Genomic DNA, 23,479 nt, shown 5'->3' with positions numbered 1-23,479 from the left:
TGATAATAAATTATACAAATTATCTTAAATTTTGTCAACTTTATTTTTAAAATAGGAAACGTGTTATTAAATTAGTAATCCCTAAAAGCATATTACGTATAACGCCGGCTGGTATAGAAATTATTCTTCCTCCAACAAAGATTAACGCTAACATAATGAACATTTGATATTGATAAAATTTTTCTTCAAATCTATAGAACGTATTTGGACTTAAATCTCTTAAAAGACTAAAGCCATCTAGTCCTGGTATTGGTATCAAATTAAATAATCCTATATTTACATTAATAACAAGCGTCATATATATCATTCGCTCTAAAACACCAGCTAATGCATCTGGTAAAAATCTATATGCAAAACTATAATAAAGTCCCAATACTATTGAAGTTGCTATGGCAACTAAAAAATTTGCAATTGGTCCAGCTAAACTTACTTTCAAGTCATCTTTATAATAGTTTTTATATGCCGATGGATTAGTTTGTACTGGCTTTGCCCATCCAAAGCTAAAGATAAGTACAGCCACAAATCCTATAGGATCAATATGCGCAATTGGATTTAAAGTCAATCTTCCTTGAAACCTTGGTGTCTTATCTCCCATTCTATCTGCTATTAATGCATGTGCATATTCATGAAATGTAAAAGCGATAAGCATCCCTGGAATCATTAAAATCATATTAAGTACTGAATTCATGTTTTCCTCCTTTTTCGATATGTATGTTTTATATTATATCATACTTAGAACAAATCCTATTAAAAGAACATATATATTTCAACTAAATAATATTACTCTGTCCTTATAGACTTATTCATTTTTGTTACCTAATAGTTTAAGATAAACTTTTATAAATTAAACTTTTTAGGTATATATATTCTTTATCTTCCTTACGCTATTATAGTGTCTTAAATGTTTATATAAAATGTATATATTGCTTACTATTTATTCCCAACATTATATCATAAAAGATTACTATCAACAATGTAAATGCACTTATTAGTTTATATCAGAACATTGTTCTATATGTTGTACTAATAAACCTACATTTAAAATTTTAGTAAAACAAATGCTCAATTAAGACAAAAGGTAGAAACTCAGTTACAACATATACATTATAAGATCTAATTTAATAAAGAGTGTTTAATTTCAATTTAATTAAACACTCTTTATTTACCATCTTTATTTACTATTATTTAAACTTTTATAAACTAATTTTCCGCTATTATCTTCAGTCGCTATGAAATCTTCTTTAATCTGAACAAGTTTTCCTTCATATTCAACTTCTTTTCCTGTACTTAAATTCTTAACACTACCTTTAAGATTATCATTAACTAGTATTTCACTTTTATTACTAAAATACAAGTCATTAGCACTTACAACCGAATCAAGTGTTGCCTTTTTCCAATTTGCTGTATCTTCATCAACTTTTCCATAAGTGATACTGGTAATTTTATCACCGTTAAGCTCACCAATATAAATCACATCATTTCTGTCGATTCCAAGAAGTGTCAGATTTTTATTACCACTAAATGTTAATTGCTTATTGGGGCTGGTAACAAAAAATTTACTATTCAACTTATCTTCATATATTAATCTATCGTTGTGAGGCATTACTTTCATATTTCCTAAAACATTAACTGCTAGAGGAACCTTTTTTCTTTCATAATCTCTATCAAATCTATAAACTGCGCTCTTTAAACCACCTGTATATATTTCTACATAAAATACACCTGTAAAGACAGAAGTGGTTATCTTTTTAACTTCCATACCCTCTTGGTATGTGCAAATATCTTCTTTACTTGCAACTGTTTCTGTTAAATCTTTAGCATTATATGTTATAAGCTGAACTTTAGATTCCCCATCTTTTTCAATCTTCTGAGCTATTACTAGTATATCTCTTTCTAAAAGCCAATCATAATACATAATTGTACCCTTTTTTTCCGTTGTAATTGGATTACTTGTTCCCGTCTTGGTATCTTCCAAATACACACTTTCGCCATCCTGGTAACATATGTATTTACCATCATCTGATATTTTAGTATCTTTTGCACTTCCCGGAATAGATGCTGAAATATCTTTTGTATTATCCTTTTTTTGAACTTCTATTTTATTACTTTTAAATTCTGACGTATGCTTAAAAATAAAATTTTCTAAAATATATAAGCCAGAAATTTGTAATAGTATAGATAACAATGCCCATGCAGTTATCTTCTTAAACATCTTCATAATTCTACCTCACCTTCTGTTTATTTAACAATAACTGCTGTTGGAATAGTTCTTTCTCCCATACTATTTGATGGTTTATTTCTAACTTCTCCATAGTAATACAATGTTGTCGATTTTCCACCATCCAAGTTCATTGCATTCCATGCACCTAGCTGATGCATAATTTCTTGTAATTCCTTTAATGTTGCTCCTATGCTTCCAATTTCTCTACCATCTATAACTAGGAGAATTATTGAGCCATCCTTCATTTGTCCTATAGCAGTTTTAGGAGCTGTCCCAAATCCTCCATCACCGTTTATCTTTACCATATTTCCATTAATTATTAATGCCGGACCAAAACTTAAAGCTTCTTGAATTCCAAGTTCTTTAAGTTTATCTACTGTATAATCACCTACAACCATTACTCCATTTTTATCTATCCCAAAAGTTGTTGTTGGGTTATCTCCTACATCATTAACTTTCACTTCACCACCAGTCATTACAATTCCTGATGCCAATCCACCATTTCCTGTCCACTGAGCAGCAGATGATTGATCTGTAAATGCTCCCCCATTAATAGCAGCTATAGCATCATTGTTTTCAGCAATTGTTGATGTAGTTTCACCTTCAACTCCCAATTTAGAACTTACTCCAATTTTAACTCTTGTTGGGTCTTTTACCACCAAATAATAACCATTATACTTAGAATTTTCTATATCATGAAGTTCTATAGTATCATCTTTAACCTTTGGAACTTTAATATCTGATATATTGGTAGTTTCACTAGTTTCTTCAGTTGAGTTTTCTCCCATAATTTCTGCTATTTTTTTATCTGATAAGAACCATGTAGCCAGATATTGATGACTCATTGAAGTCATTGCTGCTCCAACATATTGGCTTTTCGCATTATCAAATGGTCCATATAAAAGTAAAAATGGGAATGTACATCCAGTAAAAAATAATTCAAATGCAAAAAATATAGCTAATGTCTTAAATGAAATCTTATTTACTCTTTTCTTGCTTTTTTTTACCTTAGATTTCTTATTTTTTCTATTTATATCCATTTTATTATCCTCTCTAAAAATGCATTTTAGTTGCATTTATAAAAATTACACCAGACCTAATTATATAATATTTTCAATTAGATTACAATAATTTCATTTTTCCAGCATTTTATTCTATTTGGTACTTGGATTTTGCTTTTAAATACTCACATTATGTTATAATTAGTCTTAGGAGGTATATATAAATGGAAGATAAAATTTTAAATGAATTAAAAAAATCTCAAGATTATGTTTCTGGCGAATACCTAAGTTCTACTTTAAATGTTTCACGAACTGCTATATGGAAACATATAAAAAACTTAAAATTAAAAGGCTATATAATAGAAGGAATTTCTAATAAGGGATACAAATTACTTAATTCTCCTGATTTATTAAATAAAAATGAAATTCTACCTTTATTAAAAACATCTGCTATTGGAAAAAGCATAGTTTACTTTGATGAAATAGATTCTACAAATATTAAAGCAAAAGAGCTTGCACAGAAAGAAATCGAACACGGTACTATAGTAATTGCAGAAAAGCAAACTTTAGGAAGTGGTCGCTTCAATAGGAAATGGGTTTCTCCAAATGGCGGTCTTTGGTTTTCATTAATATTAAGACCTAAACTTCCTCCAACGGAAGCTCCTAAAATAACTCAAATTGCTGCTGCTTCTGTATATAAGACACTAAGTAATTTAGGTATTAATTCAACCATTAAATGGCCTAATGATATACTTTTGAATGACAAAAAGTTTTGTGGAATCCTAGCTGAAATGAAATGTGACATGGATAGTGTTCATTATTTAGTTTTGGGCGTAGGGATGAATATTAATATAGATGAAAGTGACTTTGATGATAATATAAAAGCAATTGCCACTTCACTAAAGATTGAATATGATAAAGATTTCAAAAGAACTGAGATACTTTCAGCTTTCTTAAATAATTTCGAAGTATTATACAATAACTTCATAAATAAATTAGATCTTTCCGAGACAATTTCAATCTGCCGAGATCATTCCAACATTTTAGGTCGAAAGGCAAAATTAATCACATATAATAATGAAGAAATTGTTACCTGTGTTTCTGTTTCTGATAACGGCGACCTTATGGTCATAGATAGCAACGGAAATGAAAAAGCTGTAATTACTGGAGAGATTAGTTTTAATGGAATGAATTAAAAATTTATATTGCAATGTTTAAAGTTAAGTATATATATTATCGAAAAGAAGATCATGCATTTGTTCAGGTTACTGAGGATTTGGCTGTGAATTTCTAGCAGCAGAAGTTGTACCCATTTTTGCATGTTCCTACAGCAAGTGCAGGACAAGCAAAAATGAAACAACTTCTACTGAAGAAATATCTACAGCCAAATCCTCTATGTAACGCCTCCACAAAAGCATGATCTTCTTTTCTGGCATATACTAAAATTAATGTCTACTCTTAACTTTAGGCCGTTATCTATGTGTGAAATAACCGAAGTATATCAATAAAATCTATCATTAACATATTCTTATAGCGTATTCCCAAATTCTTAAGCCACATATATGTATTGTCTTTCTTTGTTTTGCTATCATTTTGAGTATTTCAAATATTATAAATTTATGATGATAGTTATAAGAAAAAGTCACAGACGAATGTGTAGTGGTATCTTTTACCAGCTACTTTTTCAAATATATGTGAGAAAAACTTAGGAATCAATATAGACTCTAAAATATTTAAGTCAATTATTAGATGGGATATTGCATAAATATGAATTTGATTTAAGTTTACTACTAAATAAAGAAAAAGAATATATGCTTTTGTGCAATGTTCATTAGAAGATCTTGCCGGCTGCGATTCTTAGATTAGAAGTTGTTCCAAATATGCTAGTTCAAAACTTGCTTTTGAGGCTAGCATTTTGGGCACAACTTCTATTCTTAGAATCACCCGGTAAAATCTTCAGAGAACCAGAACAAACGCATATATTCCCTTTCGAGAGTTCAGCAGTAAACTTAGAACTTACTCATACTGCAAGTATTTTTATATTTCGCTTAGTACACAATACCTTTAGTTAATTCTAGTTATTTATTCACAACTTTTTCAATATGTCCTTTTAGAACACTTGCTGATTCTTTTAATTTTTTCAATTCTTCATCATTTAGAACAGGGTTTACAATTCTTACAACACCCTTACTATTTAAAATTGTTGGGGCTGCTAAGTAAACATCTTCTATTCCATACTCTCCCTGCATCAAACATGATACAGTTAAAATAGTATTTTCGTCTCTTAATATAGCTTCTACTATTGTATTTACTGCTAATGCTACAGCAAAATAAGTAGCATTTTTCCTGCTTATTATTTCATAAGCTGCATTTTTAACATCGCTTTCTATTACTGATTTTACATCATCATCCCACTCTAAATTGAACTTTTTAGCATATTCTTCAAAAGTTTCTCCAGCTATGCTTGCAGTGCTCCAACTTACAACTTCGCTATCACCATGTTCTCCCAAAACATACGCATGGATATTATTATTATTTACATTAAAGTATTTACCAATAACGTATTTTAATCTTGACGTATCTAATACAGTTCCTGATGCTATTACTCTTTCCCTAGGGAATCCAGATAACTTATAAGTTATATATGCAAGCACATCACATGGATTTGATACTACTAACAAAATAGCATTTGGGCTTGCTGCTGCTATTTGTGGAACAAAGCTCTTAAATATATTGTAATTTTTTTCAATAAGATCTAGTCTAGTTTCCCCTTCTTTTTGAGCTGCACCAGCTGTAATTATAACTATATCTGAATCTCTAGTTTCTTCAATACTTCCTGCATAAATGCTAACAGGCTTTACAAAAGAAGTACCATGAACTAAATCCATAACTTCTCCCATTGCTTTATCCATATTTATATCAAATAAACATATTTCTGTAGCTACTCCACTATTCATTAATGCATATGCTGTTGTTGCACCTACAAAACCTGCACCAATCACAGATATTTTACGTTTTCTTTCTACCATTATATATTCCTCCTAATTAATACAATATTAATTCTATTCTTTCCAGATAACAAATTTATTATTTGCTCCTAAAAAGTTTCATCTTAAATTATTATCCAACAATTTTATTAATTAATAATCATTCTTATCTGATTATACCTTATTTGAATTTTTTCGTAAATACTATATAATTAAATTTAGCAACTTAATAATGAATTTATTAGTAAGCATATAGACGTAATTATTTTTAAATGTTTTACGCAGAAGATGGAGGTACACTTTAATGAAATTATTATTTTTTGATACAGAAACCACTAGTATAAAACCGGGCAGCATATGTCAGTTAAGTTACATAACTGTTGATGCTAGTAAAAAACCTCAGATAACGACTGGTAAAAATTTCTTTTTCACAGTCGACGAGATGGACCCTTCTGCCCAAGAAATTCATGGTTTTTCTTTAGAGAAGCTTTATGAATTATCTAATGGACAATATTTTGAGGATTTAGTACCTGAATTTCTTAATGATTTTATGACTGCTGATTTTCTAATCGGTCATAATGTTAATTTTGATGTTAGATTTTTAAAACATGAACTATTATCTTTAGGAGAGGATTTTTACCCAAAAAATGTTTTCTGCACTATGGCTTACTATAGAGATATATGTAAGATTCCAAAAGCCAATGGAGAAATCAAAAATCCAAAATTATCTGAAGTGATAGATTGGTTAAATATTTCAAGCGAGCAAATTGTTGAAACATCTGAAAAATTATTTGAAGGTAGTGGAAATTATCATGATGCCAGATTTGATACAGCTGCAACATATTTAACTGTTATCGAAGGATTAAAGAAAGGCTACTTTCCAAAAGGGTATTTTTCAAATCTTCTAGCTAAGAACTCAAACGGCTTAAAATAAAATATAATTTTTATTAATTAACACCTCAATAAAAATATCATATAATATACTATAACTTGTGGTTTTTACTCTATCTATTCTTTATGGTATCTAGAATTTTAGATTTAGACAGTTTTAAAATTTATTCTTGTCTTGTTTAATTTATAAATGAGGTGATAAAATGAAAAAATATGTTTGTGAAGTATGCGGATATATTTATGATCCAGAACTTGGAGATCCTGATGGTGGAATTGCTCCACATGTAGATTTTAATGATTTGCCTGATTATTGGGTATGTCCAATTTGCGCTTTTAACAAAGATAATTTTTCTGTACTAGAATAACACATTATAAAAATTATATTTAACTCATCTCGTAAAAATTAGTATACTTAAAGAAAACTTAAATTAATATTTTCATATGAAATCAAAAAGACTATATGGACTGGAATATTATGTCCTATAGTCTTTTTATATTTGTAATTAATTTATTAGCTTCAAGCCATTTATATTTTCTTAAAATTTTTGTGCATTTAAATTCATCAAAACTTTACTATAAACACAATAATTTTATTTTACTAAATACTTTCATGGAATGTTCTGCTTATAACTTCTAATTGTTGTTCTTTTGATAATCTGCTAAAATTAACCGCATATCCTGATACTCTTATTGTAAGTGTTGGATACTTATCTGGATTTTCCATTGCATCTATTAATGTTTGTCTATTAAGAACATTAACATTTAAGTGATGAGCTCCTTGAGTAAAATATCCATCTAATATTGCAACTAGGTTATTAATCTTTTGATCTTCATTTTTTCCAAGTGCATCTGGAACGATTGAGAATGTATTCGATACACCGTCTTGGCAAATTTCATTATATGGTATTTTAGCTACTGAGTTAAGTGATGCTAATGCTCCATTAATATCTCTTCCATGCATTGGGTTTGCTCCTGGAGCAAGTGGTTCACCTTTCTTTCTTCCATCCGGAGTTGTCCCTGTCTTCTTACCATACATTACATTTGATGTGATTGTTAGCGCTGATAATGTATGTTTTGCATCTCTGTATAGTGGATGTTTCTTAAGCTCATTTGAGAATTTAGTTACTAATTCTACGCCTAGATCATCTGCTCTGTCATCATCATTTCCGTATTTAGGAAAATCTCCTTCAACTTCAAAATCTACAGTTATACCTTCTTCATTTCTAATTGGTTTAACTTTTGCATATTTTACAGCCGATAATGAATCTATTGCTACTGATAGACCTGCAATACCAAATGCCATTAATCTTTCTACTGCTGTATCATGAAGAGCCATTTGACTTGCTTCATAAGCGTATTTATCATGCATAAAGTGGATTATGTTCATTGTATCTACATAAACTTTTGCTACATACTCTAATACTTTGAAGTAATTTGCTTTTACTTTATCAAAATTAAGAATTTCTTCGTCTGTAAGCTTTTCAATTCCTGGTACTACCTTAATACCTTTTAATTCATCTACTCCACCATTTATGGCATATAAAAGTGATTTAGCTATATTTGCTCTAGCTCCAAAGAATTGCATTTGTTTACCAACCTTCATAGCTGATACGCAGCAAGCTATTGCATAATCATCACCATAAATCGGTCTCATAACTTCATCATTTTCATATTGAATTGAATCTGTTTTTATTGATATTTCTGCACAATATTTCTTAAAGCTTTCTGGAAGCTTATCTGACCATAAAACTGTTAAGTTTGGCTCTGCTGATGTTCCAAGATTAATTAAAGTATGAAGATATCTAAATGAATTCTTAGTTACAAGTGGCTTACCATTAATGCCCACACCACCAATTGATTCAGTTACCCAAGTTGGATCCCCACCAAATAATTCATTATATTCTGGAGTTCTTAAGTGTCTTACCAATCTTAACTTTATAATTAATTGATCAACTATTTCTTGAGCTTCCTTTTCTGTAATTAACCCTGCTTCTAAATCTCTTTCAATGTATATATCTAAGAAAGTTGAAGTTCTTCCAAAGGATGTTGCAGCTCCATTGTTTTCCTTAATTCCTGCTAAGTATCCAAAGTATAAGTGTTGTGCTGCTTCTTTTGCATTTGATGCTGGCTTAGATATATCAATTCCATATTTCGCTGCCATTGATTTTACTTCACCTAAAGCTCTAATCTGCATTGAAACTTCTTCTCTTTTTCTTACTAATTCATCAAGCATATCACCGTTTAGATTATCAAGATCCTTTTTCTTTTCTTCTATTAAGTAATCTATACCATAAAGAGCTACTCTTCTATAATCACCTATTATTCTTCCTCTACCGTATGCATCTGGTAGGCCTGTTAATAATCCAGCACTTCTCGCTGCTCTTATTTCTTTTGTATACGCATCAAAAACACCTTCGTTGTGAGTCTTTCTGTATTTTGAAAAATTCTTATTAATTTCTGGATCAAGTTCATATCCATATTCCTTTAATGAACTTTGAACCATTCTCATTCCACCAAATGGATTTACTATTCTCTTAAGTGGTGCATCTGTTTGAAGCCCAACTATAACTTCGTTATCTCTATCTATATACCCAGGATCATAATTATCTATCCCTGATACTATATCTGTAGCAACATCAATTATTCCCTTTTTTACTTCCTCAACTATTAAGGCATAAGCTTTGTCCCAGACTTTGCTTGTCCTTTCTGTTTTCTCTTCTAAGAAACTTCCATCACCCTCGTATAATTTATAATTTTTTTGTATAAAGTTTCTTACATCAATACCCTCTTGCCATGTTCCGTTTTTGAATCCTTCCCATTGTTTAAACATAATTTTTCCTCCCTAAGATAAATTTAGTTTTATAATTTTTTCCATATAAAAAAGCCGACGCAATCCAGGCTTTTTTTGCCCAGACGGTCGGCTTTTTGTGGCATATAATATGCCTAGTCATACTTCATGTGGTAACTCCACTTCCGTCAGTCATATGACTAATATCTAATATAAGAATAATACCAAACCATTTAGTTTGTCAATAAGAATAATTTTACACTTATTAGTATTAGGCATAATGAAGAAATAACGAACCCATCTTATTTGCCATAAGAATAATCTCCAAATATCTCTTTCTGGTATTTTTTAATTAATTCTTTATCCATAGCTTTTACATTTTCAAGAGGATATTTAATCCCTAGTCCTTCATACTTATTTGTACCTAATAAATGATATGGAAGTAATTCTACTTTCTCAACATTAGGTATCTCGTCGATGTATTTTTTAAGTTCCTTTAAATGTTCTACATCGTCTGTTAATCCCGGAACCACAACATGCCTTATCCACATCTTTGTATTATTTCTCTTCATTGCTTCTAAGAATTTCAAGGATTCATCTATATTCATTAAAGTTATATTTTTGTATCCTTCTGGTGTAAAATGTTTTATATCAAATAAAACTAAATCTGTATATTTTAATATTTCATCATAATCACCAAATCCATAACCTGCTGTATCAATACAAGTATTAATTCCTTTACTTTTGCATAGTTTAAGAGTTTCTAGTAGAAATTCTGGCTGCCTTAAAGGCTCTCCACCTGAGAATGTGGCTCCTCCTCCACTACTTGCAAAATAAGTTTTAAATCTTTCAATCTTATTAACTAGCTGTTCTGGAGTATATTCCTCTCCACCATTAGTAGCCCAAGTATCAGGATTATGACAATACTTACATCTTAACGCACAACCTTGCAAAAACACTACTACTCTAATTCCTGGTCCGTCCACAAGACCCATGCTCTCTATTGAATGAACATTACCTTTTACCATTTGTTACACCCCCTATACTTTATTATACTTCAAATTAATATACATAAGTTCTAAATAATATAATTCATCCTCTATAAAATTATTTGGGGACATTATCTAGTATTTTAAGAGAACGCTTATTGAATTAACACTTTTAGAATATATATTAATTTATTATTCCCTTAAATAAGCTATTAATATTTAAGCGAATTGTATATGGTACACTATATCATTACTTAATATTATCTAACTCTATTGTTTCTTCATCATAAGGCAAAAGAAGGGAAAGTTCACCTTCCCCTTCCTCCAAAATTTTTTTATTTTATAGTAATCCTTAAATAATATACATTATTCTACTTCTCATTAGATGCTCTCATGGAATGTTCTGCTTATAACTTCTAATTGTTGTTCTTTTGATAATCTACTGAAGTTAACAGCATACCCTGAAACTCTGATTGTAAGTGTTGGGTATTTATCGGGATTTTCCATAGCATCTATCAATGTTTGTCTATTAAGAACATTAACATTTAAGTGATGAGCCCCTTGAGTAAAATATCCATCTAATATTGCAACTAGGTTAGTTATCTTTTGATTCTCGTCTTTTCCAAGTGCATCTGGAACGATTGAGAATGTATTCGATACACCATCTTGGCAAATTTCATTATATGGTATTTTAGCTACTGAGTTAAGTGATGCTAATGCTCCATTAATATCTCTTCCATGCATTGGGTTTGCTCCTGGAGCAAGTGGTTCACCTTTCTTTCTACCATCTGGAGTTGTCCCTGTTTTCTTACCATACATTACATTTGATGTGATTGTTAGCGCTGATAATGTATGTTTTGCATCTCTGTATAGTGGATGTTTCTTAAGCTCTCCAGAGAATTTAGTTACTAATTCTACGCCTAGATCATCTGCTCTGTCATCATCATTTCCGTATTTAGGGAAATCTCCTTCAACTTCAAAATCTACAGTTATACCTTCTTCATTTCTAATTGGTTTAACTTTTGCATATTTTACAGCCGATAATGAATCTATTGCTACTGAAAGTCCTGCAATACCAAATGCCATTAATCTTTCTACTGCTGTATCATGTAGTGCCATTTGGCCTGCTTCATAAGCATATTTATCATGCATAAAGTGAATTATGTTCATTGTATCTACATAAACTTTTGCTACATATTCTAATACTTTGAAGTAATTTGACTTTACTTTATTAAAATCAAGAATTTCTTCGTCTGTAAGTTTTTCAATTCCTGGTACTACTTTAATACCTTTTAATTCATCGACTCCACCATTTATAGCATATAAAAGCGATTTAGCTATATTTGCTCTAGCTCCAAAGAATTGCATTTGTTTACCAACCTTCATAGCTGATACGCAGCAAGCTATTGCATAATCATCACCATAAACCGGTCTCATAACTTCATCATTTTCATATTGAATAGAGTCTGTTTTTATTGAGATTTCTGCACAATATTTCTTAAAGCTTTCTGGAAGCTTATCTGACCATAAAACTGTTAAGTTTGGTTCTGCTGATGTTCCTAAATTTATTAAAGTATGAAGATATCTAAATGAATTCTTAGTTACAAGCGGCTTACCATTAATACCTACACCACCAATTGATTCAGTTACCCAAGTTGGATCCCCACCAAATAATTCATTATATTCTGGAGTCCTTAAGTGTCTAACTAATCTCAACTTTATAATTAGTTGGTCAACAATTTCTTGAGCTTCTTTTTCTGTAATTAATCCTGCTTCTAGATCTCTTTCAATATAAATATCTAAGAAGGTTGAAGTTCTTCCAAATGATGTTGCAGCTCCATTGTTTTCCTTAATTCCTGCTAAGTATCCAAAATATAAGTGTTGTGCTGCTTCTCTTGCATTTGATGCTGGCTTAGATATATCAATTCCATATTTTGATGCCATTGATTTTACTTCGCCTAAAGCTCTGATCTGCATTGAAACTTCTTCTCTTTTTCTTACTAACTCATCAAGCATATCACCATTTAGATTATCAAGATCCCTTTTCTTTTCTTCTATTAGGTAATCTATACCATAAAGAGCTACTCTTCTATAATCGCCAATTATTCTTCCTCTACCATAAGCATCGGGAAGACCTGTTAATAATCCCGCACTTCTTGCTGCTCTTATTTCTTTTGTATACGCATCAAATACACCTTCGTTGTGAGTCTTTCTGTACTTAGGAAAATATTCTTCGATATTTTTATCTAACTCATATCCATATTCTTTTAAAGAGCTTTGAACCATTCTCATTCCACCAAATGGATTTACTATTCTCTTAAGTGGTGCATCTGTTTGAAGCCCAACTATAACTTCGTTATCTTTATCTATATATCCAGGTTCATAGTTATCTATTCCTGATACTCTATCATTCGCTACATCTATAATTCCTTTTTTAACTTCTTCTACTATTAATTCATAAGCTCTCGCCCATACTTTACTTGTTTTTTCAGTTTTATCTTCTAGGAAAGTTGAATCTCCTTCATATAACTTATAATTTTTTTGTATAAAGTTTCTTACGTCAATACTCTCTTGCCATGTTCCGTTTTTAAATCCATCCCATTGTTTAAACATTAGTTTTCCTCCTTTATACTTTTGATTAAAAACTTTGTTAATTTTTAATCAATTAATTCATACCATTATTGTATACTTTAATTAAATGCATGTCAATGATATCTTTTATCAGTTAGTAATTAGTTTCACTTTTTTTGTTAATAAATCTATCAGACTTTCATAAGATAATATTTCTATAAGTTCGCGAAATAAATTTTCCCCTTAACTTGTCACTTATTGCTAATTAAGATATTATCTTTAATTTATAAAAAATATTATTAATAAATAAATCAAGTTATTGATTTATTTATCTCTAGATTACTAACTGCAAATATTATAACCTTTACCATTTCTTAAATTTATAATATTTTTCTTTCAGTGTATAAATTAATTTATATTGACATATTAGTATTATCAGAAAACGTTTTAAACATAATGTTATTTACATTTATAATTTTTAAATATTCTTCAATCTTTTAAAATCCATTTTTGAATTTCATATTTTAGATTCATAAGTTTATAAAACTATACCAAAAAGTTTTCTTTGTCAACTTTTTTTAGAATTTATAACATAAATTTAACATTCGTACAAAATAATTGACACAAAATAATGATATAATTTTGTTACAATATTGTTTATACATAATTCAAAGGGGAGAAAACATATGCAAAGGAATGCTAAACTATCTTTATTTTCTTTTTTAGCAATAGCTCTATCTGTCTTTATATTATATCAAGTTCTTTCTTATTTTAATTTTTTTAGAAAGAATCTAACTATTATTAATAAAACATTATACTCAAGTATGCTACCAGAGGAAAAATTTAAAAGTACATATACGCCCAAAATTAAATTTTCAGACAAGCCTGTAACGAAAGTAAATGATGTAACCCTAAATATTTTAAATACAGGAAATCTAACTAATGTTCCGATGCTGCTAAAAGCCCAAAGGTATTATATACCTCTAACTTTTATTTGCAGTAAACTCAATTATACTTTAGATACTTCTAATAATTCCATATCAATATATAATGATAGTAATAAAATTTTCTTAAATGAAACCACTTATGAAAAAAATTCTATAAAAGGTACTCTTCGTGGTAATTTACTTAACAATAATGGTAGCTATTATATTTCAATTTCAGATATAGAAGAAATTTTTGATTTATTTGCCGTATTTGACTTTCAGAACAAAAAAATAAACCTAATACCTAACGATGTAAAGGAACCAGAAGATTCAGCTATACTATATAGCGATAAAATTGGTTTAATACGTTTTGAAGATTTTGGTTGCGGTTATACAAATGTTGTAGATAAAAATCAAACAAAAATAAAGATAATGGCTAATTTGCTATTTTCCCAAGGACTGAAATTTCATATTTCATGGATACCTAGATTTGTGGTTCCTTCAGCAAATTTTGATAATGATTTGTTGACGAATGATAACATTGTAAATGTAGGATTTGTAGATGTATTAGATTATGCTCTTAATAAGGGTGGAGAAATAGGTTTACACGGATATACTCATCAATCTGGTAATGACTCAAGCGGAACTGGTGAGGAAATGTCTAAAGACGTAAATAGTACAGAAGCTGAGACTAGAGCAGTAATAGAAAAAGGTATAGATACTGCAAGTGCTCTAAATATTCCTATCTCGTATTACGAAAGCCCTCATTACAGAGATACTGAGCAACAAAAGAAAATAATTAGTGAATATTTTCAGTTCATATACGAGCCATATGATTATACAAAAAAGAACATATATAAGCCAGATGATTCTCACTTATTTGTTCCAACTCCATTAGGTCGTATAGCTGATCCATCAACAGATACGACTCGTATGGTAAATACGATTAATGAAGGAGATGCTGATACGCTTAATAGCTTTTATTATCATCCATCTATAGAAATAGATTATATAAACTTTAACCTAAATGGAAACAAACTTAACGTGAATTATGATACACGTTCACCTTTGCAACAAATAGTAAAAGCACTTAAAGATAATGATTATACTACTGTTCATATTGATAATCTTATAAATAAGTAGTAAAAAAGGCTTGCCACGCATATGACAAGCCTTTTATTTTTCAAATATTTTCGTAACATCACTTAATATTGCAAAATTAGTAAAATCAAAATGAAGCGGTGTTAATGTAACATATCCTTGAGATAGATAATATACATCACTTTCTTCTTCCTTGATAGCATTTCTTGTTCCTTTTGTTGTATACAAGTCACCTTCTTCATTACTTTCTAAAAGTATATATTCTGTTTTATATGTGGACCTTCCAATCTTACAGACTTTGATGCCCTTTATATCTCTTTCATTAAAATTTGGAATATTAAGATTTAATACCACATCACTTTTTAAGTATTCTTCCTTTGCTATATTTAAAACTTTTATCGCCCATTTAACAGCCTTAGAATAATCCTCATTATCTTTCCCATATTCAACATCCATTGAAACCGCAATTGATGGAATTCCATATATAGTTCCTTCTATTGCTGCTGAAACAGTACCTGAGTATAAAATATCAGTTCCTACATTTGGTCCTTTATTTATGCCAGATATTACAAGTTCTATATTCTCTTTCAAAAAAGATAACCCAACTTGAGTACAATCAGCAGGCGTTCCTGAAACACTATAAGCCTTACAATCTAAGCCTTCAATGAATTCTTCTTTAATTTTAATCGGACTATGAATAGATATTGAATGACTAGACGCACTTTTTTGATCCTTGGGCGCAACAATTATAACCTTATTCTCCTTAGAAATTTCCTTAGCTAAAGCAATTATTCCTGGTGCATTTATTCCATCGTCGTTAGTAATTAAAATATTCATATTTCCTCCTTATAACTGTATTTTACTCATAACTTAATGTAACGCAATGAATAACCGAAATATAAAAACACTTGCAGTCTTATGAACATTTAAATTTCCTGCTAAACAACCGAAGTGGAATATATGTGTTTGCTCCAGTTCTCTGAAGATTTTACTGGGTAATTCAAACAATATAAGTTGCACCCAAAGTGCTTGCTTCAAAGGCTACGCTTTGAACTAGCACATTTGGAACAACTTATATTCTAAGAATTATTTCCAGCAAAATCTTCTTATGAACACTCCTCAAAAACATATATTTCATTTCTTTGTTTATCTTAAATTTAAAGTAAAGCATATTTAGGCAAGTATTTTTATATTTCTGTTGTTACAATACCTTTATTTTAACTATATTGTAACTTTTTATAAAATATATATTCTCTTTTTCTATATTAAGTGTTACTAAAAGAACTAAAGTGATAACAAAACAAAGAAAGAGAATACATATATGCGGAACAGGCATTGAAAAATAAGCTGCTGCATATATTAACGGGAAGTTGTTCCAAGTCTGCTTGTCATGGGCTTGTCGCAGGAGCATGCAGACTTGGGTGCAACTTCGCGTTTAGATATGCTAAGCGAAATTTTTCACAGTCCTGAGAAACATATATGTATTCTCTTTCGGTTGTTCATTGCTTCACGTTGAGTTGTTCTTAATACTTTTATTTTGCACCATATTGTTTGTAATATTCGTCAATTCTACCTTTAACTTCGTCTGTTATAAGTATAGTTCCGTTAATCTCTTTATTGTATAAGTACTCAATAACTTCCGCCATTGTAACTATGGCACAAGTTTTGAATCCGAATTTTTCTCTTATTTCAGTTAATGCTGATTGTTCGCCTTGCCCTCTTTCCATTCTATCCACTGATATTATAAGACCTTTAACATTAACATCTGCTTGGCTTTTTAAAATAGGCATAGTTTCGTAAATTGATGTTCCTGCTGTTGTAACATCTTCAACTATTAGTACTTTATCTCCATCATTTAATTTACTTCCTAAAAGAATTCCTGTATCTCCATGATCTTTTACTTCTTTTCTATTTGAACAATATCTTACATCAATATCAAATGAGCTAGACAAAGCAATAGATGTTGTAACGCTTAGAGGAATTCCTTTGTATGCAGGCCCAAATAATACATCATAATCATCTGCAAAGTTTTCTTTTATTGCCTCTGCATAAAATTCTCCAAGTCTTCTTAACTGGCTTCCTGTTTGATAGTTACCTGTATTAACAAAGAACGGAGTCTTTCTTCCACTCTTAGTAACAAAATCTCCAAATGTAAGTACTCCACATTCTATCATAAAATTGATAAATTCTTTCTTATATGCCTTCATTTAAAATTCCTCCAATATCTACTTTGTAATTATTAATATTCACTTATCAGTTGCTTATTTTCATTATTAGGAATTAGGATCTATGATCAATTTATATTATTCCTATAATCTCGTTAATATCCTTAATTCCTTGTTCCTTCAAGAAACTTTCCATTTCTTCAACTATTTCTTTCCCAGCCATAGGATTTACAAAATTAATCGTTCCTATCTGTACTGCGCTAGCTCCTGCCATCATAAATTCTATGGCATCTTTACCATTTGATATTCCTCCAAGTCCTATTACTGGAATATCTACAGCCTTAGCCACTTCATAAACCATTCTAAGAGCAATTGGTTTTACAGCTGGGCCCGAAAGACCTGCAGTTATATTATTAAATACCGGCTTTCTTTTATACACATCTATAGCCATCCCTTTTAAGGTATTTATTAGTGATATAGAGTCCGCTCCTGCTTCCTGGCACTTTACAGCCATATCTACTATATCTTCTGCATTAGGAGATAACTTAACCATCAACGGCTTCTTAGTCATGGCTTTAATTTCTCTAACCACATCATATGCTACTTTTGACTTAATCCCAAAAGCCATACCACCATGTTTTACATTTGGGCAGGAAATATTAAGTTCAATCATGTCAACATCACTGCTATCAATTTTTCTTACCGCAGCTTCATAGTCTTCCAAGCATCCTCCCCCAATGTTTGCTATAACATTAGTTCCGTACTTCCTCATTTTCGGAAGCTCATTTTCTATAAATGCATCTATTCCTGGATTTTGTAATCCTACTGAATTCATCATTCCTGATGGTGTTTCATATACTCTTATCCCTTCATTACCTTGCTTTGGGTTTATTGTAAGCCCTTTTGAAGATATTCCACCAAGAATTCCAACATCATAAAAATTATTAAATTCTTCACCAAAACCAAAGGTTCCCGATGCTGCTATTACAGGATTTTTAAATTCTACATTATTAATAGTTACTTTCATCATATTCTTCTTCTCCTTTGGTTATTATAGTTCAACATAGTATCCATCAAATATTGGACCATCTTTACACGTTCTCTTATGTCCATCTTTTGTTTTACAAGTACATACTAAACATGCACCCACTCCACATGCCATATGCTTTTCCATAGATACATAAACAGCCACATTCTTTTCTTTGCACATATCTATAACTTTTTTCATCATAATCTCTGGTCCGCAGCATAACACTGTATCGTAGTCTTCTGGTTTTAAAATTTCGGTAATAAATCCTTTATGCCCATTTTTTCCAGTGTTTGTAGATATATAAACTTCATTTACGTATTCCTTTAACTCATCTATTAAGTAAACATCATCTCTGAATCCTGCATAAAGATCTATCTTTTGATCTGGATTTTTCTTTCTCAATTTCTTTGCTAGTTCAAGCATTGGTGCTGTTCCAATTCCCCCTGAAACCAGTGCTACCTTGTTATATTCTTTCTCTAAATCAAACCCATTTCCAAGAGGCCCTGTTAAGCTTATTTCATCATCTTCTTTAAGCTTAGTAAACTCTTTAGTTCCGTTTCCTACTACAGCATATAAAAATGTTAGTTTATTCTCAGATTTTTCACATATACTTATTGGTCTTGGCAGAAATGTTGCACCATTTAGCTTTAACATATAAAATTGTCCTGCCTTTATTTCTGCATCATCTTCTACTACTAATTTATATATATCTTTCGAGATTTCTTTATTTGAAACTACTTTTGCATTTCTGTAAGTTATAGCCATAACCCTGCCTCCTTAAGTTATCTTTAATGTAAAATTTATACGTTCTTCACTGCTTCCCTTATTGCATCTCTCATCTTTATGGCTTCTTCTCTAGCGCATAAAGCAAACTCTTTTTCTCTATTTTCTTTTTTGTAAGCAAGTAGTATTCCCCTTGAAGAATTTACAACCCCACCATTTCCATTGTTTAAATATAGTGCAACATCTTCAGCTTTCCCGCCTTGTGCACCATATCCAGGTATTAAGAAAAACATATTGCTATAATTTGATCTTATTTTCTTTCCTTCTTCAACATGCGTACATCCTATAACACCGCCAATTGCTGTATATCCACAACTTCCAGTATATTTTTTTCCCATTTCAGTAATTTTATCTGCCACAACTTCATAAACTTTCTTATCTCCAGTAGTATCTAGATACTCAATATCTTCTGCACCTGGATTTGAAGTTCTGACTAAGCTAAACACACCTTTGCTTCCCTTTTCTAAATAAGGTAGATATGGTTCAATACTATCCATTCCCATATATGGACTTAGTGTTATAAAATCCGCTTCAAAATCTCCATCAAAATGAGCCTTTGCATACATAGTTGCTGTAGCTGCTATATCTCCTCTTTTAATATCCGCTATGATAATTTCACCTTTATCTCTTAAATAGTCTAGAGTTTTCTTGTAAGCAATTAATCCTTCAAGTCCTAAAGCTTCATAGTAAGCAATCTGCACCTTAAAGCATGCTGATACATCCCAAGTCGCATCTATTATTTGTTTATTGAATTCAAAGATAGCTTCACTGTCAGTTCTACCTTCTTTTATATGATCTGGAATATAGCTTAATGCAGTATCCAACCCTACACAAACTACCCCTCTTTCTTCAACCCTATTGTATAATTTATCAATTATGTAATTTGTCATTTCAGATCTCCCTCCAACCCTATTTAGTCCACAGTCAGAATTCATAATTAATTACTTTAGGAACTCATATCTTATAATTTTCTTAATCATGTTCTCTATTTTCTACTTATGATACTATTTAAGCCACTCTTATTTTACACGTGTCCGCTTCCCAATTTATAATCATAGTTGCGCTTAAAAGTTCTCTATCTAGCTGTACACTTTTTTTGGTATCAAATGTTCTTAATTAACCAAAAAGTTCTTTATTGCGATTCTCTCATATTTCATATGTTTGTGCCTTTTTAATACAAAATGTCCTCTTTTGTGCTGCACACTTTTTTTAATATCAGATGTTATCTGTTGCGCTTCGCGCCTTTTTCTAATGTGGACTGTTCTTTATTGCGCTTCGCGCCTTTTTCTAATGTGTATACTTAATTTCTCCACCCTTTATTGTCATAAGAATTTCACCGTAGAATTCCATACCTGTAAATGGCGTATTCCGTCCCTTTGATGCAAATTCTTCTGGATTCACTTTTAGGCATTTATTAATATCAACTAAAACTAAATCCCCTTCGACTCCGATACTAATTTTTCCTTTATTCATTCCTAGGAGCTTTGCAGGATTATATGACATAAGCTCACTTAATTTATTTAGTGAAACATTGTTCTCTTTCACTAATTTCGTATAACATATTGAAAATGCGGTCTCTATTCCAACCATTCCAGGCGAACCTTTCATCTTCTCATCCGCTGTATGTGGAGCATGATCCGTTCCTATTGTATCAACCATACCCAATTTTATAGCATTTATGATTGCCTCTACATCCTCTTTTTCTCTAATTGGAGGATTTACTCTATAATCATTTATATCTCTTGTTAGACCAATATGATGAGGAGTAACCTCTAGTGTTATATTTGCGCCACTCACTTTTCCATCAATTATACATTTTATAGCTTCCTTTGTGCTGACATGGCACATGTGTAATCTAGCTTTACTTAGTTTAGCTAATTCTACATCTCTTATTGTCATCATATTCTCAGCTATCCTCATATCTACTTTGGAGAATTCAGGACTTTCAGCATGAGACATTATAACCCAGTTATTCTTCTTCGCAATTTCCATGGCTTCAAGCATTGTATTGGAGTTTGATATCCCAACTCCATCATCTGAAATTGCTTTAATTTCCTTATCACCTGAAAGCTCTTCTAAATGAGTTAATGTCACTCCATCAAAATCCTTTGTTACTGATAAACATTGATGAATATCTATCAAATTAATTTCTTTAGATTTATTTCTTACGTATTCTAGAACCTTTTTTGATGAACATATAGGGTTTGTATTTGCCATAAGACAAACTCCTGTGTAACCACCTTTTAGCGCTGCTCTAGATCCTGTTTCAATATCTTCTTTCCATGTAAGACCTGGATCTCTAAAATGTGCATGTGTATCTATAAATGATGGCATTAGAATCTTTCCTTCACACTCAATAGTTTCTACATCTATCTTAAAGATCTTTTGCCCTATTTCTTCAATTATTCCGTCCTTAATATAGATGTCGCCTATAAAATCTTGGGTTACATCTACTATCCTCGCGTTTTTAATTAACAGTTCCATATAACACCTCTTAATTCTTCTAAATTTCTGAAAGCTTTGTTATCTCATCGCAATATTCACATCTATATCTTCCATTCTCTTTATCTACTAAAATAAAAGAATGAGGTACATATTCTTCCTGACTAGTTATGCAGCTTGGATTCTTACACTTAATTATATTTTCCACTTTATCAGGTAGCGTTGGCGTAACTTTATTTATTATCATTTCATCCTTTACTTCACAAATTGTTATTGTAGGTGAAAGTAGACCTAAAACAGTATAGTCTAGTTCAAAGCAGTTTTCTATCTTAATTATATCTTTCTTTCCAAGCTTCTTACTATCTGCATTAATTATCAAAGCAACACTGCAATCATTAGTGTCTAGTTTTAAGTACTTAAATATCTTAACTCCCACTCCTGCTTGGATATGGTCAATTACTATTCCATTCTTAATACTTGTTATTTCAAGCATCTTACATCACCCCCAAAAGCTTAATCATTAACGCCATTCTTACATACATTCCGTATTCAGCTTGCTTAAAGTATGAAGCTCTTCTATCTTCATCTACCTCATAAGCAATTTCATTTACTCTTGGCAGCGGGTGCATTACTATCATATCGTCTTTAGCCAGATCCATTTTCGCTCTGTCTAATATATAACTATCTCTTAATCTTAAATACTCTTCTTCATTAAAGAATCTTTCCTTTTGAACTCTTGTCATATATAAGATATCAAGACTTTCAATTACATCTTCTAATTTTTCTACCTCTATATATTCAATGTGGTTTTTCGCTAAAACTTCTTCTCTTATATATTGTGGTATAGCAAGTTCTTTTGGAGATATTAATACAAACTTATTATTTTGGTATCTGGACATTGCTTTTATTAACGAATGTACAGTTCTTCCAAATTTTAAATCACCACAAATTCCGATTCTATGATTGTTTAACCCATTTTTTAAGCTTGTAATCGTAAGTAAATCTGCTAGGGTTTGAGTTGGATGTTGATGTCCACCATCACCAGCATTAATTATTGGAACGTTAGAATAGATACTTGCAACTTTTGCTGCACCTTCTTTTGGATGTCTCATTGTTATTATATCTGAATATATTGATACCATTTTAATTGTATCAGCTAAAGTTTCTCCTTTAGAAATTGATGTTGAATTCGGCTCTGAAAATCCGAGAATTTTACCACCAAGTCTCATCATTGCAGCTTCAAAGCTCAATCTTGTTCTCGTACTTGGTTCATAAAATAATGTAGCTAAAATTTTCCCGTCACAAATATGAGAAAATTCTTTTGGATGTGCGATTATTTGATGTGCTAAATTGAATATTTCGTCTAATTCCTCTACCGTAAAATCCATAGGCTCTATTAGATGTTTAATATCTTTTATCATTTTATTATCACTCCTTCTTAACCTCTCTGTGTTAATTTAAAGGGAAAAATTATATAATACTAATTCTTTATAATAAAAAAGCTTCCTTAATATAAAGGAAGGCATAATAATCCTAGATTATTGGTATTATATAACTTCCTTATTGATTTCTCTGAATCAAATT

The 23,479-nt window shown here is 30.7% G+C and carries 19 protein-coding genes and 1 riboswitch; of the genes, 4 read left to right on the top strand and 15 right to left on the bottom strand.

The features are described from left to right. Positions 1–46: 46 nt before the first annotated feature. The 3 genes from F3K33_RS05340 to F3K33_RS05330 all read right to left on the bottom strand — a co-directional run bounded on the left by F3K33_RS05340 (position 47) and on the right by F3K33_RS05330 (position 3,261). Positions 47–688 carry a site-2 protease family protein gene (locus F3K33_RS05340; protein ID WP_011968361.1) on the bottom strand — a complete coding sequence of 214 codons (642 nt, stop codon included), beginning with the start codon at positions 686–688 and terminating at the stop codon, positions 47–49. A gap of 483 nt (positions 689–1,171) precedes the next feature. After that, the gene (locus F3K33_RS05335) at positions 1,172–2,218 is read right to left on the bottom strand and encodes a hypothetical protein (protein WP_039770470.1); all 1,047 of its coding nucleotides are present in this window, start codon (positions 2,216–2,218) and stop codon (positions 1,172–1,174) included. 20 nt (positions 2,219–2,238) lie between these two features. Then, entirely contained in the window at positions 2,239–3,261 is a 1,023-nt protein-coding gene (locus F3K33_RS05330) for a phosphodiester glycosidase family protein (protein WP_039770471.1), read from the bottom strand. 185 nt (positions 3,262–3,446) lie between these two features. On the opposite strand from F3K33_RS05330, the gene F3K33_RS05325 reads away from it, so the two are divergent. Continuing rightward, a complete protein-coding gene (locus F3K33_RS05325) occupies positions 3,447–4,418 on the top strand; it encodes a biotin--[acetyl-CoA-carboxylase] ligase (RefSeq protein ID WP_023973485.1) in 972 nt (323 codons plus the stop codon). A gap of 882 nt (positions 4,419–5,300) precedes the next feature. On the opposite strand, the gene F3K33_RS05320 is transcribed toward F3K33_RS05325, so the two are convergent. Continuing rightward, complete coding sequence (locus tag F3K33_RS05320) at positions 5,301–6,251, bottom strand: L-lactate dehydrogenase (RefSeq protein WP_023973486.1); 951 nt, start codon at positions 6,249–6,251, stop codon at positions 5,301–5,303. Between the two features lie 262 nt (positions 6,252–6,513). Between F3K33_RS05320 and F3K33_RS05315 the strand changes: the two genes are divergently transcribed. Together F3K33_RS05315 and F3K33_RS05310 are read left to right on the top strand one after the other, a co-directional pair. Beyond that, positions 6,514–7,143: a 3'-5' exonuclease gene (locus F3K33_RS05315; RefSeq protein ID WP_039770473.1), complete on the top strand. Its 630-nt coding sequence runs from the start codon at positions 6,514–6,516 to the stop codon at positions 7,141–7,143. 160 nt (positions 7,144–7,303) lie between these two features. After that, entirely contained in the window at positions 7,304–7,465 is a 162-nt protein-coding gene (locus F3K33_RS05310; protein ID WP_011968355.1) for a rubredoxin, read from the top strand. Positions 7,466–7,698: 233 nt separating this feature from the next. Here F3K33_RS05310 and pflB (F3K33_RS05305) read toward each other — a convergent pair whose 3' ends face one another. From pflB (F3K33_RS05305) to pflB (F3K33_RS05295), 3 genes are all read right to left on the bottom strand, one after another. Continuing rightward, positions 7,699–9,930 carry a formate C-acetyltransferase gene (gene pflB, locus F3K33_RS05305; protein ID WP_154861616.1) on the bottom strand — a complete coding sequence of 744 codons (2,232 nt, stop codon included), beginning with the start codon at positions 9,928–9,930 and terminating at the stop codon, positions 7,699–7,701. Between the two features lie 70 nt (positions 9,931–10,000). After that, positions 10,001–10,094: riboswitch (ZMP/ZTP riboswitch) on the bottom strand. Positions 10,095–10,190: 96 nt separating this feature from the next. Further along, entirely contained in the window at positions 10,191–10,916 is a 726-nt protein-coding gene (gene pflA, locus F3K33_RS05300) for a pyruvate formate-lyase-activating protein (RefSeq protein ID WP_039769826.1), read from the bottom strand. A 342-nt stretch (positions 10,917–11,258) separates the two neighbouring features. Then, entirely contained in the window at positions 11,259–13,490 is a 2,232-nt protein-coding gene (gene pflB / locus F3K33_RS05295; RefSeq protein WP_154861618.1) for a formate C-acetyltransferase, read from the bottom strand. A gap of 644 nt (positions 13,491–14,134) precedes the next feature. On the opposite strand from pflB (F3K33_RS05295), the gene F3K33_RS05290 reads away from it, so the two are divergent. Beyond that, complete coding sequence (locus F3K33_RS05290; RefSeq protein WP_023973490.1) at positions 14,135–15,517, top strand: DUF2334 domain-containing protein; 1,383 nt, start codon at positions 14,135–14,137, stop codon at positions 15,515–15,517. 33 nt (positions 15,518–15,550) lie between these two features. Here F3K33_RS05290 and surE read toward each other — a convergent pair whose 3' ends face one another. The 8 genes from surE to pyrB form a co-directional block, all read right to left on the bottom strand. Then, positions 15,551–16,312 (bottom strand): 5'/3'-nucleotidase SurE, encoded by a 762-nt coding sequence (gene surE, locus F3K33_RS05285; protein WP_023973491.1) that lies wholly within the window; start codon positions 16,310–16,312, stop codon positions 15,551–15,553. Between the two features lie 695 nt (positions 16,313–17,007). Further along, on the bottom strand, positions 17,008–17,682 hold the full coding sequence (pyrE, locus tag F3K33_RS05280) for an orotate phosphoribosyltransferase (protein ID WP_011968349.1): 675 nt from the start codon (positions 17,680–17,682) through the stop codon (positions 17,008–17,010). A 91-nt stretch (positions 17,683–17,773) separates the two neighbouring features. Beyond that, positions 17,774–18,670, bottom strand: coding sequence for a dihydroorotate dehydrogenase (locus tag F3K33_RS05275; RefSeq protein ID WP_039769823.1), 897 nt, complete (start codon positions 18,668–18,670; stop codon positions 17,774–17,776). A 21-nt stretch (positions 18,671–18,691) separates the two neighbouring features. Beyond that, the gene (locus tag F3K33_RS05270; RefSeq protein WP_023973492.1) at positions 18,692–19,435 is read right to left on the bottom strand and encodes a dihydroorotate dehydrogenase electron transfer subunit; all 744 of its coding nucleotides are present in this window, start codon (positions 19,433–19,435) and stop codon (positions 18,692–18,694) included. A gap of 35 nt (positions 19,436–19,470) precedes the next feature. After that, positions 19,471–20,343: an orotidine-5'-phosphate decarboxylase gene (gene pyrF / locus F3K33_RS05265; RefSeq protein ID WP_039769821.1), complete on the bottom strand. Its 873-nt coding sequence runs from the start codon at positions 20,341–20,343 to the stop codon at positions 19,471–19,473. Between the two features lie 397 nt (positions 20,344–20,740). Then, complete coding sequence (locus F3K33_RS05260; RefSeq protein WP_023973494.1) at positions 20,741–21,937, bottom strand: dihydroorotase; 1,197 nt, start codon at positions 21,935–21,937, stop codon at positions 20,741–20,743. Positions 21,938–21,956: 19 nt separating this feature from the next. After that, positions 21,957–22,388, bottom strand: coding sequence for an aspartate carbamoyltransferase regulatory subunit (locus tag F3K33_RS05255; RefSeq protein WP_011968344.1), 432 nt, complete (start codon positions 22,386–22,388; stop codon positions 21,957–21,959). A gap of 1 nt (position 22,389) precedes the next feature. Next, complete coding sequence (gene pyrB, locus F3K33_RS05250) at positions 22,390–23,316, bottom strand: aspartate carbamoyltransferase (protein ID WP_011968343.1); 927 nt, start codon at positions 23,314–23,316, stop codon at positions 22,390–22,392. Positions 23,317–23,479 lie beyond the last annotated feature (163 nt).

It is taken from the genome of Clostridium beijerinckii (genome assembly GCF_008705175.1).
Lineage (GTDB): Bacteria > Bacillota > Clostridia > Clostridiales > Clostridiaceae > Clostridium > Clostridium beijerinckii.
The sequence above is the reverse complement of the archived record's forward strand: the minus strand, read 5'-3'. Positions and strand labels throughout refer to the sequence as shown.

Bases quoted from the DNA above. Each gene is read 5' to 3' on its own strand.
- F3K33_RS05340 (WP_011968361.1), bottom strand. From the start codon at position 688: ATGAATTCAGTACTTAATATGATTTTAATGATTCCAGGGATGCTTATC.
- F3K33_RS05335 (WP_039770470.1), bottom strand. From the start codon at position 2,218: ATGAAGATGTTTAAGAAGATAACTGCATGGGCATTGTTATCTATACTA.
- F3K33_RS05330 (WP_039770471.1), bottom strand. From the start codon at position 3,261: ATGGATATAAATAGAAAAAATAAGAAATCTAAGGTAAAAAAAAGCAAG.
- F3K33_RS05325 (WP_023973485.1), top strand. From the start codon at position 3,447: ATGGAAGATAAAATTTTAAATGAATTAAAAAAATCTCAAGATTATGTT.
- F3K33_RS05320 (WP_023973486.1), bottom strand. From the start codon at position 6,251: ATGGTAGAAAGAAAACGTAAAATATCTGTGATTGGTGCAGGTTTTGTA.
- F3K33_RS05315 (WP_039770473.1), top strand. From the start codon at position 6,514: ATGAAATTATTATTTTTTGATACAGAAACCACTAGTATAAAACCGGGC.
- F3K33_RS05310 (WP_011968355.1), top strand. From the start codon at position 7,304: ATGAAAAAATATGTTTGTGAAGTATGCGGATATATTTATGATCCAGAA.
- pflB (WP_154861616.1), bottom strand. From the start codon at position 9,930: ATGTTTAAACAATGGGAAGGATTCAAAAACGGAACATGGCAAGAGGGT.
- pflA (WP_039769826.1), bottom strand. From the start codon at position 10,916: ATGGTAAAAGGTAATGTTCATTCAATAGAGAGCATGGGTCTTGTGGAC.
- pflB (WP_154861618.1), bottom strand. From the start codon at position 13,490: ATGTTTAAACAATGGGATGGATTTAAAAACGGAACATGGCAAGAGAGT.
- F3K33_RS05290 (WP_023973490.1), top strand. From the start codon at position 14,135: ATGCAAAGGAATGCTAAACTATCTTTATTTTCTTTTTTAGCAATAGCT.
- surE (WP_023973491.1), bottom strand. From the start codon at position 16,312: ATGAATATTTTAATTACTAACGACGATGGAATAAATGCACCAGGAATA.
- pyrE (WP_011968349.1), bottom strand. From the start codon at position 17,682: ATGAAGGCATATAAGAAAGAATTTATCAATTTTATGATAGAATGTGGA.
- F3K33_RS05275 (WP_039769823.1), bottom strand. From the start codon at position 18,670: ATGATGAAAGTAACTATTAATAATGTAGAATTTAAAAATCCTGTAATA.
- F3K33_RS05270 (WP_023973492.1), bottom strand. From the start codon at position 19,435: ATGGCTATAACTTACAGAAATGCAAAAGTAGTTTCAAATAAAGAAATC.
- pyrF (WP_039769821.1), bottom strand. From the start codon at position 20,343: ATGACAAATTACATAATTGATAAATTATACAATAGGGTTGAAGAAAGA.
- F3K33_RS05260 (WP_023973494.1), bottom strand. From the start codon at position 21,937: ATGGAACTGTTAATTAAAAACGCGAGGATAGTAGATGTAACCCAAGAT.
- F3K33_RS05255 (WP_011968344.1), bottom strand. From the start codon at position 22,388: ATGCTTGAAATAACAAGTATTAAGAATGGAATAGTAATTGACCATATC.
- pyrB (WP_011968343.1), bottom strand. From the start codon at position 23,316: ATGATAAAAGATATTAAACATCTAATAGAGCCTATGGATTTTACGGTA.